The organism is Microbacterium sp. OVT16B, assembly GCF_019969705.1.
In the GTDB taxonomy this organism is placed as follows: Bacteria; Actinomycetota; Actinomycetes; order Actinomycetales; family Microbacteriaceae; genus Microbacterium; species Microbacterium natoriense.
The window spans coordinates 3,505,475-3,520,596 of the sequence record NZ_JAHXZA010000001.1 but is presented as its reverse complement, the minus strand read 5'-3'; the positions used below and the strand labels follow the sequence as shown (position 1 = coordinate 3,520,596).

At 68.6% G+C, this 15,122-nt stretch carries 15 protein-coding genes; 10 read left to right on the top strand and 5 right to left on the bottom strand.

Annotated elements, in window-relative coordinates:
• Nucleotides 1-59: 59 nt before the first annotated feature.
• Both LC438_RS16590 and LC438_RS16585 read right to left on the bottom strand, forming a co-directional pair.
• Complete coding sequence (locus tag LC438_RS16590; protein WP_223587226.1) at nucleotides 60-1,370, bottom strand: ABC transporter substrate-binding protein; 1,311 nt, start codon at nucleotides 1,368-1,370, stop codon at nucleotides 60-62.
• Nucleotides 1,371-1,879: 509 nt separating this feature from the next.
• Complete coding sequence (locus LC438_RS16585; RefSeq protein ID WP_045256918.1) at nucleotides 1,880-2,071, bottom strand: DUF3073 domain-containing protein; 192 nt, start codon at nucleotides 2,069-2,071, stop codon at nucleotides 1,880-1,882.
• Between the two features lie 149 nt (nucleotides 2,072-2,220).
• Here LC438_RS16585 and LC438_RS16580 point away from each other — a divergent pair, with 149 nt between their 5' ends.
• Nucleotides 2,221-2,763 (top strand): universal stress protein, encoded by a 543-nt coding sequence (locus LC438_RS16580; protein ID WP_105676732.1) that lies wholly within the window; start codon nucleotides 2,221-2,223, stop codon nucleotides 2,761-2,763.
• A gap of 114 nt (nucleotides 2,764-2,877) precedes the next feature.
• Here the strand turns inward: LC438_RS16580 and LC438_RS16575 are convergent, their stop codons facing one another.
• The 3 genes from LC438_RS16575 to LC438_RS16565 all read right to left on the bottom strand — a co-directional run bounded on the left by LC438_RS16575 (nucleotide 2,878) and on the right by LC438_RS16565 (nucleotide 6,970).
• Nucleotides 2,878-3,504, bottom strand: a complete 627-nt coding sequence (locus LC438_RS16575) for a PadR family transcriptional regulator (RefSeq protein WP_105676733.1) — start codon at nucleotides 3,502-3,504, stop codon at nucleotides 2,878-2,880.
• Nucleotides 3,501-4,340, bottom strand: a complete 840-nt coding sequence (locus tag LC438_RS16570) for a DUF4097 family beta strand repeat-containing protein (RefSeq protein ID WP_105676711.1) — start codon at nucleotides 4,338-4,340, stop codon at nucleotides 3,501-3,503. The genes LC438_RS16575 and LC438_RS16570 overlap by 4 nt, the downstream gene beginning before the upstream one ends.
• A 131-nt stretch (nucleotides 4,341-4,471) precedes the next feature.
• Entirely contained in the window at nucleotides 4,472-6,970 is a 2,499-nt protein-coding gene (locus LC438_RS16565) for a glycogen/starch/alpha-glucan phosphorylase (RefSeq protein WP_374197882.1), read from the bottom strand.
• A gap of 123 nt (nucleotides 6,971-7,093) precedes the next feature.
• On the opposite strand from LC438_RS16565, the gene LC438_RS16560 reads away from it, so the two are divergent.
• The 9 genes from LC438_RS16560 to LC438_RS16520 all read left to right on the top strand — a co-directional run bounded on the left by LC438_RS16560 (nucleotide 7,094) and on the right by LC438_RS16520 (nucleotide 15,118).
• Nucleotides 7,094-7,873 carry a MerR family transcriptional regulator gene (locus tag LC438_RS16560; RefSeq protein WP_105676714.1) on the top strand — a complete coding sequence of 260 codons (780 nt, stop codon included), beginning with the start codon at nucleotides 7,094-7,096 and terminating at the stop codon, nucleotides 7,871-7,873.
• 207 nt (nucleotides 7,874-8,080) lie between these two features.
• Nucleotides 8,081-8,449 carry a CrcB family protein gene (locus LC438_RS16555; RefSeq protein ID WP_223587224.1) on the top strand — a complete coding sequence of 123 codons (369 nt, stop codon included), beginning with the start codon at nucleotides 8,081-8,083 and terminating at the stop codon, nucleotides 8,447-8,449.
• Nucleotides 8,446-8,805, top strand: a complete 360-nt coding sequence (locus tag LC438_RS16550; RefSeq protein WP_105676715.1) for a CrcB family protein — start codon at nucleotides 8,446-8,448, stop codon at nucleotides 8,803-8,805. The genes LC438_RS16555 and LC438_RS16550 overlap by 4 nt, the downstream gene beginning before the upstream one ends.
• A gap of 226 nt (nucleotides 8,806-9,031) precedes the next feature.
• Nucleotides 9,032-10,306, top strand: a complete 1,275-nt coding sequence (locus LC438_RS16545; protein ID WP_105676716.1) for a sugar ABC transporter substrate-binding protein — start codon at nucleotides 9,032-9,034, stop codon at nucleotides 10,304-10,306.
• Between the two features lie 6 nt (nucleotides 10,307-10,312).
• Nucleotides 10,313-11,272 (top strand): carbohydrate ABC transporter permease, encoded by a 960-nt coding sequence (locus tag LC438_RS16540; RefSeq protein WP_105676718.1) that lies wholly within the window; start codon nucleotides 10,313-10,315, stop codon nucleotides 11,270-11,272.
• Nucleotides 11,265-12,158, top strand: a complete 894-nt coding sequence (locus LC438_RS16535; protein ID WP_219844632.1) for a carbohydrate ABC transporter permease — start codon at nucleotides 11,265-11,267, stop codon at nucleotides 12,156-12,158. Before LC438_RS16540 ends, LC438_RS16535 begins: the two co-directional genes overlap by 8 nt.
• 3 nt (nucleotides 12,159-12,161) lie before the next feature.
• A complete protein-coding gene (locus LC438_RS16530) occupies nucleotides 12,162-13,208 on the top strand; it encodes a LacI family DNA-binding transcriptional regulator (protein WP_223587223.1) in 1,047 nt (348 codons plus the stop codon).
• Between the two features lie 42 nt (nucleotides 13,209-13,250).
• The gene (locus LC438_RS16525; RefSeq protein WP_105676721.1) at nucleotides 13,251-14,420 is read left to right on the top strand and encodes a Gfo/Idh/MocA family protein; all 1,170 of its coding nucleotides are present in this window, start codon (nucleotides 13,251-13,253) and stop codon (nucleotides 14,418-14,420) included.
• Nucleotides 14,421-14,551: 131 nt separating this feature from the next.
• Entirely contained in the window at nucleotides 14,552-15,118 is a 567-nt protein-coding gene (locus LC438_RS16520) for a TetR/AcrR family transcriptional regulator (protein WP_105676722.1), read from the top strand.
• Nucleotides 15,119-15,122 lie beyond the last annotated feature (4 nt).

Below are 15,122 nucleotides of genomic sequence, written 5' to 3'. Positions count from 1 at the left end.
AGTGCACCGTGGTGGTATGCACTCCGCCGTCGATCATCAGATGATGCCTTGTCCGAGGGTCATTCCGCGACCGGGAGGCCGAGGTCCTTCAGTGAGGCGACGGCCGTCTCCTGGGCGGTGGTGAAGATGTCGGCCACCTTCGCGGTGCCGGCGACGGCCGCGGCCGCGGTCTCGTTCATCGTCGACAGCGTCGAGAAGCCCGGAGCGTAGGGGAAGTCCGGGTTGAGGTTCTCGGTCGCGGTCGCGAGCTCGGCGAGGACGTCCTGTCCGCCGAACTGGCGCAGCATCTTCTCGGGGGTCTTCACGCTGCCCTTGGCGGCGACGACGAGCCCCTGCGAGGCCAGGTCGTCGACCTGGGTGTTGAGCCAGGCGTTGAACTCCATGGCCTCGGCGGGGTTCTTGCAGCCCTTCATGACCGAGACGCCGGAGCCGCCGTCGGGGCCGCTCAGCGCGCCTGCGCCGAAGTCGGGGAGCTGCGCGACGCGCCACTGTCCCTCGGCCGGGGTGCCGTCGAGCGAGTCGAGCAGGAAGCCGGCCTCCCAGGCCGCGCCGACGTGGCCGATCAGGCTGCCGTCGTTGAGGGCGGCGGTGAAGCCCTCGCCCCAGCGCTCGGTCGCGAGGGTCTGCTTGTTGTCGAGCAGGCTCTGCCAGAACGCGGCGACGCGCTGCGAGCCTTCGCCCTCGGCATCCACCTTCCACTTGTCGCCCGAGGTGGAGAACCAGGTGTCGCCTGCGGCGGCGGACTGTCCGGCGAGCCAGTTCAGCGCCTCGTCGGGGGTGAACGCGGTGACGTACTTGCCCGCGGCGGCGGCGGTGGCCGAGTCGGCGGTCAGGTCGTCCAGGGTCTTCGGGGCCTCCAGGCCGAGGGCCGCGAACGCGGTCTCGTTGTAGAAGTACACGAGGGGTCCGGTGTCCTGCGGGAGTCCGACGATCGCGTCGCCGACCTTCATGCCGCTGAACGCGCCGGCGGAGAACTTGTCCTCGTACTTCTTGGCTTCGGATGCGACGTCCTGCAGCAGGCCCTTGACGTACAGCTGGGGGACCTCGGAGTAGCCGGTCTGCGCGAGGCACGGGCCGTTGCCGGCCTTGATGTCGGTCTCGAGCTTGAGGATCATGTCGCTGGACTTGCCGTCGAACTTCGTGGCCTTGACCTGGATGTCGGGGTGGTCGTCGTTCCAGCGCTTCACGATGTCGGAGACCTTGGTCATGCCGTCGCCGTCGGGAAGGCGGTGCACGTACTCGATCGTGATCGGCTCGCCGGATGCGTCGCCGCCGGTGTCACCGGACGAGCACGCCGCGAGGCCGAAGGCCGAGACCGCACCGACCGCGACGATCGCCGCGGTGCGAGTGAAGCGGGGGGTGAGTGCCATGCTGTTCTCCTCTTTGAGGTCAGGTTCATGCGGATCGCCCCAGGGCGGGGGCCAGGCGCCGCGGGCGGCGTCGATCACATGCACATCAAATCAGAAAATGTTTGCGTTCACAAGCTGTGAAATGCAATCGAAACATGCAGTCTCCGCGGCACGGAAGGGAGCGCTGACATTGCGCCGGATGCCGTGCCTTCGGCAGGTGTCGCAGGTCGCGCTGCGGGAGTCCGCACGCGCGGCAGGTTTCGCGGGTCGCGCTGCTGAAGTCCGCACGCGCGGTCGGTTTGCGAGTTGCGCTGCTGAAGTCTGTACGGGCGGCACAAGTGTCGACAGCGTGTGCAGCGATGAGCAGCGCGAACGGGCCGGGCGACGGAGGAGCGTGAACGGGCCGGGTCACGAGGGGCTCGAACCGCGCCGGAGGGCGAGGGGATGCCGCGGATGGCGGCATCCCCTCCGGCATCCGGGCACGACGAAACCCCCGCGCAACGCACGGGGGAGACGACGAGCTGAGGCGGTCAGGCCTTTTCTAGCTCGTCCTCGTCTTCGTCGGCATACTCGTCTGCCCACTTGTCGACGTACTCGGGTTCCGAGTCGTCGCTCGGGTGCCCGAGCTCGCGTTCCAGTGCCGAGTAATTCACAGACGGACTGAACGACTTGAGTTCGCGGGCGATTTTGGTGTGCTTCGCCTTTTGACGGCCACGGCCCATGCGCGAGACCCCCTCACGAGTTAGCTGCGGGCTACACGGGGCCCGACGCGTTTCAGGACACCGGCCTGAAGCCGGTAAGAGTAGCATTCAGAATAGCACGCGGGTAAGACCCTCTGGCCGAGGCCAGCCTGGTGAAGGGAGCGATCCTCATGACCGACAACACCTCTGCTCCACGAGAGGAAGCCGTGCAGAACGCGGCCCTGCAAAAGGCGGTGATCGTCGGGCTGCAGCCCGGACAGTCACAGCACGTCCTCGATGAGGCCGTCAAGTACTCGCGTCTGCTCGGTGCTCCGCTCGTGGTCGTGCACGTCGACGTGACCCGTTTCGTCACGTACGAGGACCCCGACGGCTACGTGCATTCGGCGCCGATCGACATCAACTTCGAGGCGGGAGCCGCCGAGTTCGAGGCCGTGCAGGCGACCGCCTCCGCCGCGCTCGACGGCACGGGACTGACCTGGACCGCACGGCAGCTCGTCGGCGACCCGGCTCTCGCGATCAAGCAGCTCGCGAACAAGCTCGACGCCCAGCTCATCGTCGTCGGAACCCGCAAGCGCGGGATCGGCGAGTCGATCAGGGAGTTCTTCACCGGTTCCGTCGCCGCGCGGCTCGCGCACCGGCAGCACCGCTCGGTGCTCGTCGTCCCGCTGGAAGAGCCGGTGCCCGACGACCAGAAGGAGATCTGGGTCGAGTAGCCCGCCGCGGCTGTGGCCGTCGAGCGACCGAGACGAAACGCGGATCCAGTCGTACGGCTGGATCCGCGTCCCGTGTCGTTGCGCTCGCCCGACGACCAGTGTGGGGGCTGACGCTCAGCGCCCCAGGCCGGCGAGGGCGGAGGTCACGCCCTTCGCGGCGGCATCCAGGCCGTCTTCGAGATCGGAGACGACGGATGCCGGAAGGGCCCCGCCCTTCGCGATGTGCGTGCGGAGGTCGGTGCGCACCCGTGCGCGGAACGCGTTGATGACGGCATCCGCCCTGTGCATCTCCTCGCGGCTGAGGATGCGCTCGTCGTCGACGGGCGTGCGGGGGCGCGACTTGGACGCCTGGCGGTCGTCGTGCTCGGCGCTGGCGAGGTCGGCCCTGAGGCTCTTCATCGCCTCCTTCACGCTCTGCCGCACCTCGTTCGCGATCAGTCGAACGGAGTCGGTGAGACCCGCCTCGATGCCGGCGAGGTCGCCCTCGCGCGATGCGAGCTCGGCGCGTCCGGCATCCGTGATCGCGTAGATCGTGGTGCGGCCGTCGACGGTCTTGGTGACCAGGCCCTCCTCCTCGAGCTTCGCGAGTCGCGGGTAGATGGTGCCGGCGCTCGGGGTGTACGTGCCCCCGGTGCGATCCGTCAGCGCCTGGATGACCCCGTAGCCGTGCTGCGGGGACTCCGCGAGGAGCGACAGCAGGTACAGGCGCAGGTCGCCGTGGGAGAAGACCGCGGGGCTCATGAGTCCCACTCCTCGTCGTTCGCGATCGACGCGGTTGCGCGACGCAGCACGGTGACGCCGCCCGACACCGAGTTGGCGCGGAGGTCGACGAAGCGGCCGGCGAGCTCGCCCGTGGAGCCGGTGTAGTTGCTGGGGCCGGAGGATCCGCGCTCGACGCCGTCGATCAGGATCCGACCGCTCATCGAGCGGACCACGTAGTTCGCGGCGAGCGACTCGTCGAGGCGCACGGTGGTGCCGCCCGACACGGTGTTCACGTTGATCGAGTTCACGTCTCCCGCGGCGTCGATCAGGGTCGCGCCGGAGACGCTGTCGACCGTCGCCTTGCGGATCGTGCCCGTGGCGGCGACGTCGCCCGAGACGCTGTTGGCGTTGATCGAGCCGGTCAGGCCGCGCACCTGCACGTCTCCGGAGACCGAGTTCACGGTGAGGTCGCCGATCAGGGTGTCGACGATGATGTCGCCCGACACGGTGTTGAGGCGGGCGTCGTTGCGGATGCCGGAGACGAGGGCGCCCGCGCTGACGACGCCGAGGTTGAGGGCGATCGCACGGGGGACCGCCACGCTGACCTCGGCCTTGGGGCCGCCGGAGCCGAAGTTGCGGAACACCTCGAGGAAGTTGTCCCAGCCGAGCTGCGGGTGGTCGATCTCGACCTCGCCGTCGGAGGACTCGATGCGCAGGTCCTTGATGGTGACGCCGTGCACCTCGATGCGGATGCCGGGTTCGTCGTGGGCGATCACGTCGACCTGCCCGCCGACGAGCCCGATCTTCAGTCGGCTGATGTTCTCGATGTCGATGACGCGTTCCTCGCCAGGGGCGATGAGCCACTTCTCGGTCATGTGCTTCTCCTTGTTCGGAATCGCGTTATATCGCGTCTAAGAAGAGTAACACGATATAACGCGAGTCTGTCAAGTGGGACGTTTCGTCTCGGTCGCTGCGCTCCCTCGCTCAACGACCGGGAAGACGGCGGTCAGATCACGGGAGGCGTGTGCCAGATGCGGTCGATGTAGTCGCGGATCGAGCGGTCAGACGAGAAGAACCCGGTGCGGGCGACGTTGAGCACGGCGGAGCGGTTCCATCCGTCGGCGTCGCGGTACGCGGCATCCACCCGCTCCTGCGCCGTCATGTAGGAGGCGTAGTCGGCCAGCACCATGAAGCGGTCCTCGTAGAGGAGGTTGGAGACGACGGGCTCGAACACCGAGCGGTCTCCGCGCGAGAACGCTCCGGAGGCGATCAGGTCGATCGCCCTGCGCAGCCCCTCGTCGGCCTGGTAGAACTCGCTCGGACGGTAACCGCGGTCGGACAGCGCCGACACCTCGGGCTCGCTCATGCCGAACAGGAAGAAGTCGTCATCGCCCACCAGCTCGCGGATCTCGACGTTCGCACCGTCGTCGGTGCCGATCGTGAGCGCGCCGTTGAGCGCGAACTTCATGTTGCCGGTGCCGGAGGCCTCCTTGCCGGCGAGGGAGATCTGCTCCGACAGGTCGGCTGCGGGGATCACCCGCTCGGCGAGGGTGACGTTGTAGTTCGGCGGGAAGATCACCTTCAGGCGGCCGTCGAGGCGCGGGTCGGCGTTCACGACGGAGCCCACGGCGTTGATCAGATGGATGATGCGCTTCGCCATCGCGTACCCCGGCGCCGCCTTCGCCCCGAAGATCACGGTGCGCGGCTGCAGGTCGGATGCCGAGAGCCGCCCCGAGATCACCCCTTCGTACTGCGACACGATGTGCAGCACCTTGAGCATCTGCCGCTTGTACTCGTGCAGGCGCTTCACCATCACGTCGAGCATGTGCCCGTCGCTCACGTCGACGCCGTCGCGCTCACGCAGCACCTCGCCCAGGCGCCTCTTGTTCGCCGCCTTGACCTCGGCGAACCGTGCGAGGAACGACGCGTCGTCGGCGAAGGGCTCCAGCTCCCGCAGGCGCTCCAGATCGGTCACCCAGCCTTCGCCGATCGTCTCGGTGATGAGCGAGGAGAGCGAGGGGTTCGCGAGCCGGAGGAACCGCCGCGGCGTGACGCCGTTGGTGACGTTCGTGAACTTCTCGGGGTAGAAGTCGCTGAAGTCGGAGAGGACCTTGTCGCGCAGCAGCTGCGAGTGCAGTTCGGCGACGCCGTTCACGCGTGCTCCGGCGACCGTGGCGAGGTACGCCATCCGCACCGACCTGACCGGATGCTCGGCGATGATCGACATGTTGCGGATGCGGAGCTCGTCGTCGCCGTAGCGCTCGCGCACGGCATCCAGGAACTCCTCGTTGATGCGGTAGATGATCTCCAGATGCCGCGGGAGGAGCCTGCCGAGCAGCTCGACCGGCCAGACCTCGAGCGCCTCCGGCAGCAGCGTGTGGCACGTGTACGCGAAGCACTGCCGCGTGATCGCCCACGCGGCATCCCACTCCAGCTTCTTCTCGTCGATCAGCACGCGCATGAACTCGGGCACCGCGATCACCGGGTGGGTGTCGTTGAGCTGGAAGATCACGCGCTCGGGCAGCCGGTTCAGGTCGTACCCCTCGGCGAGCATGTTGTCGAGGAAGTCGTGGATGGATGCCGCCACGAAGAAGTACTGCTGCTGCAGGCGCAGCTCCTTGCCCTGCGGGGTGGAGTCCTCGGGGTAGAGCACCTTCGAGATGTTCGCGGCGTAGGTCTGCGCGCGCACGGCCTCCTCGTAGTCTCCGGAGTTGAAGATGCGCAGGTCGAAGGCGTTCGTCGCGACCGCGCTCCACAGGCGGAGGGTGTTCACGCGGCCGTTCTCGAAGCCGGGGACCATGTAGTTGTACGGCACGGCCTGCACGTTCCACGCGGGGATCCAGCGGGAGCGGGTCACGCCGTCGTCGTCGTACTTCTCGGTGCGTCCGCCGAACGAGACGGTCTGCGCATCCTCAGGGCGGGCGAACTCCCACGGCGAGCCCAGTGCGAGCCAGGCATCCGGCTGCTCCACCTGCTGACCTTCGACGAACGTCTGCCGGAAGATGCCGTACTCGTAGCGGATGCCGTAGCCGATGTTGGGCACGCCGAGCGTCGCCAGCGAGTCGATGAAGCAGGCGGCAAGGCGGCCGAGCCCGCCGTTGCCGAGGCCAGGCTCGACCTCGTGGCCGCGGAGTTCATCGAGGCTGAGGCCGAGTCCGTCGAGGGCCTGCGCGGCGATGTCGGTGAGTCCGCCGGCGAGGAGGTTGTTGTCGAGCTGGCGGCCGAGCAGGTACTCGGCCGAGAGGTAGCAGACGCCCTTGGCCTGGGTCTGCTTCTGACGGGTGAGATCGTCGAGCCAACGGGCCATCAGATAGTCGCGCACGGTGTGGGCGAGGGCGAGATAGCGGTCGTTCGCGCTCGACTCGGCGAGGGTCACGCCCCGGTCGAAGTTCAGGTTCAGCAGGAACTCGTGGGCGAAGGCGTCCGGAGTGTGCGCGGGGGCGAGGTCGAGCGGGTGCGTGGTGGTCACTCCTCGACCGTAGCGACCCCGTCGGGTCGAGGACATGTCGAAGACGTTACGTTTTTCGGTTGTCCGTGTGGCATCCCGGCATCCCGGTTCTGACGTGCGGTTGACATTGACGTTGCGTCAACTTCTATCGTGGAGACATCGACACGGAAGGAGGGTGACATGACCGCTCGTGACTGGTCCATCCAGGAGATCGCGAGTCTCGCCGGCACCACCAGCAGGACGCTGCGTCACTACGACGACATCGGGCTGCTGCCGCCGTCGCGCATCGCGTCCAACGGGTACCGGCACTACGACGAGCAGGCGCTCGTGCGGCTGCAGCGCATCCTGCTGCTGCGCGAGCTCGGCCTCGGCCTGCCGCAGATCGCGCAGGTGCTCGCCCAGGAGCGGGCCGAGGCGTCCGCACTCGAGACCCACCTCGCGCTGCTGCGCGAGGAGCAGGCCAGGCTGGCGCGGCAGATCGCGTCGGTCGAATCGACCATCGACGCACTGAGAGGAGGTGAAGAACTGATGGCAGAGAACATGTTCGACGGCTTCGACCACACGCAGTACAAGGACGAGGTCGAGGAGCGCTGGGGCAAGAAGGCCTACGCCGACAGCGACCGCTGGTGGCGGGGGATGACGGATGCCGAGCGCTCCGACTGGCAGCGCCGCGTGTCCGACCTCGGACGCGACTGGATCGCCGCCGCGGAGAGCGGCATCGACCCGGCATCCGCCGAGGCTCAAGACGTCGCGCGCCGCCACGTCGAGTGGCTGACCGGCATCCCCGGCACCCCCGCGGCGGTTCCCGGCGGTGACGTGAAGGCGTACGTGATCGGGCTCGGTGAGATGTACGTCGCCGACCCGCGCTTCGGCGCCAACTACGCCACCTCGGCCGGTGGCACCCAGGGCGCCGAGTTCGTCCGCGACGCGCTGCGCGTCTACGCGGAGGCGAACCTGTAGTCCGCGCTGCTCCGCCGGTCGTTGAGCGAGGAGCGCAGCGACGAGACGAAACGTTTCATGCTGCGTACGACTCGGGCCCGCGCCGGGTGCGTTTCGTCTCGCTGCGCTCGCTCAACGACCGGTGGGGTGTTCATCCCCCGGTCGTTGAGGGAGGAGCGCAGCGACGAGACGAAACGCGCCATGGTCCGCGCGACTACAGTTGCACGGGTGAACCTCCGCCGTGTGTTCTTCGTCGCCCTCGGCGGCACCGTGGGCACGGCGGCACGGCTCGCGCTCGGACTCCTGCTGACGGATGCCGGTGTCCTCCCGGTGCTCATCGCGAACGTCGTCGGGGCGTTCCTGATCGGCATCCTCACCGCGCGGCTGCCGCACGCCACCGATCTGCGGCTGCTCCTCGGCACCGGCGTGCTCGGCGGTTTCACGACCTACAGTGCGTTCATGACGGGCACGGTCCAGCTCTGGACGGATGCTCCGCTCGCGGCACTCGCGTACGCGGCCGGATCCCTCGTGCTCGGCGTCGCGGCGGTCGCCCTCGGGCTCAGGCTGGGCCGACCCCGCGCAGGAGTCGCCGCATGAACCCGCTGATGTTCACCGCCGCGGCGCTCGCCGGAGGGGTCGGAGCGGTGCTGCGCTACCTCGTCGACCTCGGCGTCGCCCGGTTCGCCGGACGCCGGTTCCCGTGGGGCATCCTCGTCGTGAACCTCAGCGGCTCCTTCGCCCTCGGGCTCGTGACCTCGGCTCTCCCCGACCAGGCGTTCCTGCTCGGGGCGGGTCTGCTCGGCGGCTACACGACGTTCAGCACGGCGATGCTCGACACGGTCGCGCTGTGGCGCGACGGCGAGCGCCCGGCATCCGCTCTGAACGCGATCGGCATGCTGCTGCTCGGCCTCCTGGCCGCCGCTCTCGGCCTCGCCCTCGGCGCCGCCCTCTAGCGCCGCCGTCCCTCCTCTTCCTGCTCGATGCCCCGCCTGCCGGGTGAGGCGTCGGCGGCAGGAGGGGATGCCGAGGGCGGGGTCCCTGCAACTGATGGTTGCGCTCGTGACGCGTGACCGGGTACATTCTTGCTAATCGTTTAACTGCTAATCGATTAACAGACCTCTTCGCCCGGGTCCAGAAACCCGAACCCCCGCGCACCCACGCACCGTCAAAGGAGACACCATGGCTCGCCTTCCCCGCCGCACCGTCGGCGCCCTCGCCGCTTCAGCGGCCGCCGTCCTCGCGCTCAGCGCGTGCTCGCCCTCGACCGGGGGCGACTCCGGATCGTCGGGCGGCGACATCACCCTCAGCTACGGGATCTGGGACGAGAACCAGAAGCCCGCGATGGAGGAGATCGCCAAGGCGTTCACCAAGGAGCACCCGAACGTCACGATCGACATCCAGGTCACGCCGTACAAGGAGTACTTCACCAAGCTCCAGACCGCGGCGACCGGCGGATCCGCGGCCGACGTGTTCTGGATGAACGGCCCGAACTTCCAGCTGTACGCATCCAACGGGCAGCTCGCCCCCCTCGACGACTCGGGCATCGACGCCTCCGATTACCCGCAGGGCCTCATCGACCTCTACACCTACGACGGCAAGCTCTACGGCGCCCCGAAGGACTTCGACACCGTCGCCCTCTGGTACAACAAGGAGCTCTTCGACGCCGCCGGGGTCGCGTACCCGAGCGCGGGCTGGACCTGGGACGACTTCACGGCCGCCGCCGCGAAGCTCACCGACCCGTCCAAGGGCCAGTACGGCGTCGCCGCCAGCCAGTACGGCCAGGAGAACTACTACAACTCGATCGCCCAGGCGGGCGGCGAGGTCATCTCGGCCGACGGCACGAAGAGCGGCTACGGCTCGGCCGAGGCGCTCAAGGGCATCGAGCTCTGGACCAACCTCATCGAGGCCGGGTCGTCTCCCACGGCGCAGCAGATGACCGACACGAACCCCGAGGACTTCTTCCTCTCCGGCAAGGTCGCGATGTTCCAGAACGGCTCCTGGGCGGCGATCGCCTACGCCGACAACAAGGACATCGGTGCGAAGGTGAACGTCGCACCGCTCCCCGCGGGCCCCGAGGGCAACCAGAGCGTGATCCACGGCGTCGGCAACGTCGCCAACGCGAAGAGCGCGCACCTCGCAGAGGCCCAGGAGTTCGCCGCCTTCGCCTCCGGTGAAAAGGCCGCCAAGATCCAGGCCGAGACCGGCACCGTGATCCCCGCATTCAACGGCACCCAGCAGGCTTGGGTCGACGCCCTGCCGCAGTACGACCTGCAGGTCTACATCGACGCCCTCGACACCGCGGTGCCCTACCCGGTCTCGAAGAACACGTCGGCGTGGACGAGCATCGAGAGCGAGATCCTGTCGCAGGTCTGGTCGGGCGCCGTGACGCCCGCGGCCGGCCTCAAGGACCTCGCCGCGAAGATGCAGGCCGCGCTGGACGCAGAGCAGAAGTAGCCGCGCATGAGCGTCGTCGCGCCCCACGCGCGCACGTCGGAAGAGCGGATGCCGGCGGTCCCCAGCCCCGGCATCCGCCGCCGACGGCGCAACCCCGGGGCCTCCCCCTGGTGGGCGCTGGTCTTCATCGGACCGACCGCCCTCGGCATCGCGGTCTTCTACCTGTGGCCGACCGTGCGCACCCTCATCATCTCGTTCACGAAGTCGGGACCCTTCGGGGGCTCGGAGTGGGTGGGCATCGATAACTACGCCCGTCTCTTCCAGGACCCCGAGCTCATCGGGGCCCTCCGCAACACCGCGATCTACACGGTCATCGCCCTCATCGGCATCCCCCTGGCCGTCGCGATCGCGGCCCTGCTGAACACCACCGGGCTCAAGGGGCGCAGCGCCTACCGGACGCTGTACTTCATCCCCGTCGTCACGATGCCCGCCGCGATCGCGCTGGTGTGGCGCATGATCTACAACGGCGACTACGGAGTGCTCAACGCGGCGCTCGGAGCGATCGGCATCGACGGCCGCAGCTGGCTCACCGACCCGAACACCGCCCTCGTCGCGATCGCCGTCGTCGGCATCTGGGCGGGGCTCGGCACCAACATCGTGATCTTCCTCGCGGGGCTGCAGGGCATCCCCGACACGATCATGGAGGCGGCCGACCTCGACGGGGCCGGCCCCGTGCGCAAGTTCTTCTCCATCACGATCCCGCTGCTGTCGCCGTCGATCTTCTTCGTCAGCGTGATCAGCGTGATCGGCGCGCTGCAGGTGTTCGACCTCATCTACATGATGCTCGGCCGCAGCAACCCGGCGATGCCGAACACCCGCACCGTGGTCTACCTGTTCTACGAAGCGGGCTTCCTCGACAACGACCGCGGGTACGCCGCGGCGATCGCCTTCCTGCTCCTCGTGATCATCCTGCTGCTCACGGTCGTCCAGTTCCGTCTGCAGAAGAGGTGGGTGCACTATGAGTGACGTCTCGCTCGACACCCGCGCCGTCATCGGCGCACCGGCCGGCCGTGCGAGCGGCCGCGTCGGGAAGCCGAAGAACCCCGGCCTCTGGGCCGTGCACATCGTGCTGCTCGTCGGCGCCGTGCTGATGGTGTTCCCGTTCATCTGGCAGCTGCTGACCTCGTTCAAGACGCTGTCCGACTCGGTGCAGGTTCCGCCGTCGTTCCTGCCGAGGGAGTGGGTCTTCACGAACTTCGCCGAGGTCTTCGACTCGATGCCGTTCGCGCAGATGTTCCTGAACTCGGTGCTCCTCACGGTCGGCCGCACGGTCGGACAGGTCGTGCTGTGCACCATGGCGGGGTACGCGTTCGCCCGCATCCCCTTCCCCGGTCGCAACGCGCTGTTCGTCGTGTTCCTGTCGGTGCTGATGGTCCCCTCGCAGCTCTACCTGTTGCCGCAGTACGAGATCGTCCAGTCACTCGGCTGGCTCAACACCCTGCAGGCGCTGATCGTGCCCGGCATCTTCAGCGCCTTCGGCACCTTCCTGATGCGCCAGTTCTTCATGTCGATGCCCGCCGAACTCGAAGAGGCGGCGCGCATCGACGGCGCGAATCCGTGGCAGACCTTCTGGCGGATCATGGTTCCGCTCGCGAAGCCTGGCATCATCGCTCTCGTGGTGTTCACTGTGCTGTGGTCCTGGAACGATCTGCTCTGGCCGTTGATCGTGACGACCGACCCGGCCAAGATGCCGCTGTCGGTGGGGCTCTCGCAGCTCGTCGGCATCCACGGCACCGACTACCCCGTGCTGATGGCCGGCTCGCTGCTGGCGACCCTGCCCATGCTCGTGACCTTCATGATCCTGCAGCGGCAGTTCATCCAGGGCATCGCGTTCAGCGGATCGAAGGGCTGACGCATGGCGCGCACGAAGAACGACTCCCGCCGCCCCACGCTGCGGATGGTGGCGGAGCGCGCTGGGGTCTCCACGGCCACGGTCTCGTACGTGCTGTCCGGACGTGCGGGCGCCTCGGGGGCAGGCGCCGCCGAGGCGACCGCCGCCAGGGTGCTCGCCGCCGCCGAAGAGCTCAACTACCGTCCCAACAGCGCCGCGCGGGCCATCCGCACCGGTCGCAGCGGCATGGTGCAGCTGTCTCTGCACATGCTGAGCGACCCGTGGTCGCTGGCGGTGGCGGATGCCGTGAACGTCGAGGCGAACAGGCACGGCCTCACGACGCTGATCCTCGCGGACGGCGACTGGCATGCGGCTCTCGACCGCGTCGAGAGCGACGTCGCCTACCTGGACGGCGTCGGCCTCGACGAGGCCGCGACGCAGAAGCTGCGCGATCTGGTGAGCCGCGGCCAGCGGCTGGTCGTCTTCTCTGAGCACCTCGAGCCGCAGGGGTTCGACGTCGTGCGCTCCGACGCGATCCCCGGATGCGAGATCGCCATGGACCACCTCCTCGAGCGGCGCACGGCGATCGGGTGCCTCGCGGCGGAGGGCGCCGTGCGCCTCGCGCCGACGCAGGTCACGCGGTACACGCCGTACGTCGAGAAGATGGCCGCGGCGGGCATCGAGGTCGACCCGCGCTGGGTCGAGACCTATGCCGAGACGCAGGCCAGCGCCTTCGCGGCGGCCGTGCGGCTCCTCTCCGGAGAGAACCGGCCGGACGCGATCTACGCCACCACCGACTTCGCGGCGATCGCGGCGATCAACGCGGCCCACATGCTGGGCCTGCGCGTGCCCCACGACGTCGCGGTGATCGGCGTCGGAAACACCCCGGACGCGCGTCTGATCGCCCCCACGCTCACCACCGTCGGCCCGACCGACTTCTACGAGCGGCAGGCCCGCATCATCATCGACCGTGCTCTCGGCGTGGACGACCGGCCCGGCCGGCTCCACGAGTTCGAATGGTCGCTCTTCCCCGGCGGGTCGACCGACCTCGACGCCCCGGCAACCCGCTGACGGCGTCGCGCCTCAGCCCGCATCACTCTCAGAAGGACCACTGTGGATCTCAAGATCGGCATCATCGGCTTCGGCGCGCGCGCCACACTCCGCGAGGAGGTGCAGCGGCCCGGCGAGGGCTCGCGCATCACCGCGATCTGCGACCCGTCGGAGCGCGCCCGCGACGACGCCCGCCGCCTCGTCCCCGACGCTCTCGTGACCGACTCCCTCGACGAGCTCCTCGCCTCGGGAGTGGACGCCGTGATGGTGCTGACCCCCGACGACACGCATGCGGCGCTCAGCATCCGCGCGCTCGAAGCCGGCGTCGCGGTGTTCTGCGAGAAGCCGCTCGCGATCGACCTCGCCGACGCCGACGCCATGCTGGAGACCGCCCGCCGCACCGGCAGCCGCCTCTACATCGGCCACAACATGCGGCACATGCCCGTGATCACGCTCATGCGCGGCCTCATCCAGGACGGGCGGATCGGCGACGTCAAGGCCGTGTGGGTGCGTCACTTCGTCGGGCACGGCGGCGACTACTACTTCAAGGACTGGCACGCCGACCGTCGGCGCACCACGGGCCTTCTCCTGCAGAAGGGCGCGCACGACATCGACATCATCCACTGGCTCGCCGGCGCCTACACCGAGCGGGTCGCGGCGATGGGCGAGCTCAGCGTGTACGGCGACATCGCCGACCGCCGGGAGCGCACGGGGGAGCGGATGCCGGACTGGTTCAGCCTCGACAACTGGCCCCCCGCCTCGCTCACCGGGCTGCACCCGGTGGTCGACGTCGAGGACATCTCGATGGTCAACATGCGGCTCACCGGCGGCATCATGGCCTCGTACCAGCAGTGCCACTTCACGCCCGACTACTGGCGCAACTACACGGTGATCGGCACCGAGGGGCGCATCGAGAACTTCGGCGACACCGCGGGCAGCGAGGTCAGGCTGTGGAACCGACGCCACCGCGGCGCCGCTGACGCCGACGAGACGTTCATCGTCCCCGAGGTGCCGGATGCCGGACACGACGGCGCCGATGCGCTGCTCGTGGCCGAGTTCCTGCGGTTCGTGCGCGACGGCGGGCTCACCGAGACATCGCCGATCGCGGCCCGTGAGGCCGTGGCCGCCGGCATCCTCGCCACGCAGTCCCTCCGCGGTGACGGTTCGGCCATCGAGGTCCCCGCGCTCGATCCCGACCTCGTCGCCTACTTCGAACGAGGCCAGGTGGCGTAGCCCCCGGGCGTTTCGTCTCGGTCGCTGCGCTCCCTCGCTCAACGACCGGGTGTGCTGTCGACCGGGGCTCCCAGGGTCCTCACAATCCGAAACTGTACAAACGTACATGTACGCACGTACAGGGGGTTCGGATGACCGAGGGAACGCGCCGCAGACGCGACCCTGAGGCGCGCCGTCGCGAGATCGTGACCGCCGCCGCCGAGCTCATCGTCGAGATCGGGGTCGACGCGGTCACGCACCGCAAGGTCGCCGCGCGCGCCGGAGTGCCCCTCGGCGCCACGACCCAGTACTTCGCCACGCTCGACGACCTGCGCGATGCGGCCCTCGGCGCGCTCGTCGCCGAGGTCGAGGAGCGCATCGAGATCACGCGCGAGGCCGTCGTCGCCGACGGCGTCACCCCCGCCGGTCTCGCGCACCTGATCCATCAGGGGCTCGAAGACGCGCGCGCCGTGCAGGCCGACCGCGCGGTGGTCACCGCGGCCGTCCACGATCCCCGCGTGCGCGAACTCGCACGGCACTGGTCCGACGAGGTGGTCGGATTCATCGCACCCGTTCACGGTACGGACCGAGCCAGGGCAGCAGCCGTCTTCATCGACGGCGTACTCTGGCACGCCCAGATCCACGACGAACCGCTCGACGAGGGCCTCATCCGCGACGCCCTCGCCGGAATCCTGACACCAGCCGCAGCATCCGCCTAACCGA

What these genes read in the sequence shown, in the direction of transcription:
- LC438_RS16575 (WP_105676733.1), bottom strand. Translation starts at nt 3,504, where the DNA reads ATGAGCCCCGCGGTCTTCTCCCACGGCGACCTGCGCCTGTACCTGCTG.
- LC438_RS16590 (WP_223587226.1), bottom strand. Translation starts at nt 1,370, where the DNA reads ATGGCACTCACCCCCCGCTTCACTCGCACCGCGGCGATCGTCGCGGTC.
- LC438_RS16560 (WP_105676714.1), top strand. Translation starts at nt 7,094, where the DNA reads ATGACCGCTCGTGACTGGTCCATCCAGGAGATCGCGAGTCTCGCCGGC.
- LC438_RS16530 (WP_223587223.1), top strand. Translation starts at nt 12,162, where the DNA reads ATGGCGCGCACGAAGAACGACTCCCGCCGCCCCACGCTGCGGATGGTG.
- LC438_RS16585 (WP_045256918.1), bottom strand. Translation starts at nt 2,071, where the DNA reads ATGGGCCGTGGCCGTCAAAAGGCGAAGCACACCAAAATCGCCCGCGAA.
- LC438_RS16565 (WP_374197882.1), bottom strand. Translation starts at nt 6,970, where the DNA reads ATGTCCTCGACCCGACGGGGTCGCTACGGTCGAGGAGTGACCACCACG.
- LC438_RS16520 (WP_105676722.1), top strand. Translation starts at nt 14,552, where the DNA reads ATGACCGAGGGAACGCGCCGCAGACGCGACCCTGAGGCGCGCCGTCGC.
- LC438_RS16545 (WP_105676716.1), top strand. Translation starts at nt 9,032, where the DNA reads ATGGCTCGCCTTCCCCGCCGCACCGTCGGCGCCCTCGCCGCTTCAGCG.
- LC438_RS16570 (WP_105676711.1), bottom strand. Translation starts at nt 4,340, where the DNA reads ATGACCGAGAAGTGGCTCATCGCCCCTGGCGAGGAACGCGTCATCGAC.
- LC438_RS16535 (WP_219844632.1), top strand. Translation starts at nt 11,265, where the DNA reads ATGAGTGACGTCTCGCTCGACACCCGCGCCGTCATCGGCGCACCGGCC.
- LC438_RS16550 (WP_105676715.1), top strand. Translation starts at nt 8,446, where the DNA reads ATGAACCCGCTGATGTTCACCGCCGCGGCGCTCGCCGGAGGGGTCGGA.
- LC438_RS16540 (WP_105676718.1), top strand. Translation starts at nt 10,313, where the DNA reads ATGAGCGTCGTCGCGCCCCACGCGCGCACGTCGGAAGAGCGGATGCCG.
- LC438_RS16580 (WP_105676732.1), top strand. Translation starts at nt 2,221, where the DNA reads ATGACCGACAACACCTCTGCTCCACGAGAGGAAGCCGTGCAGAACGCG.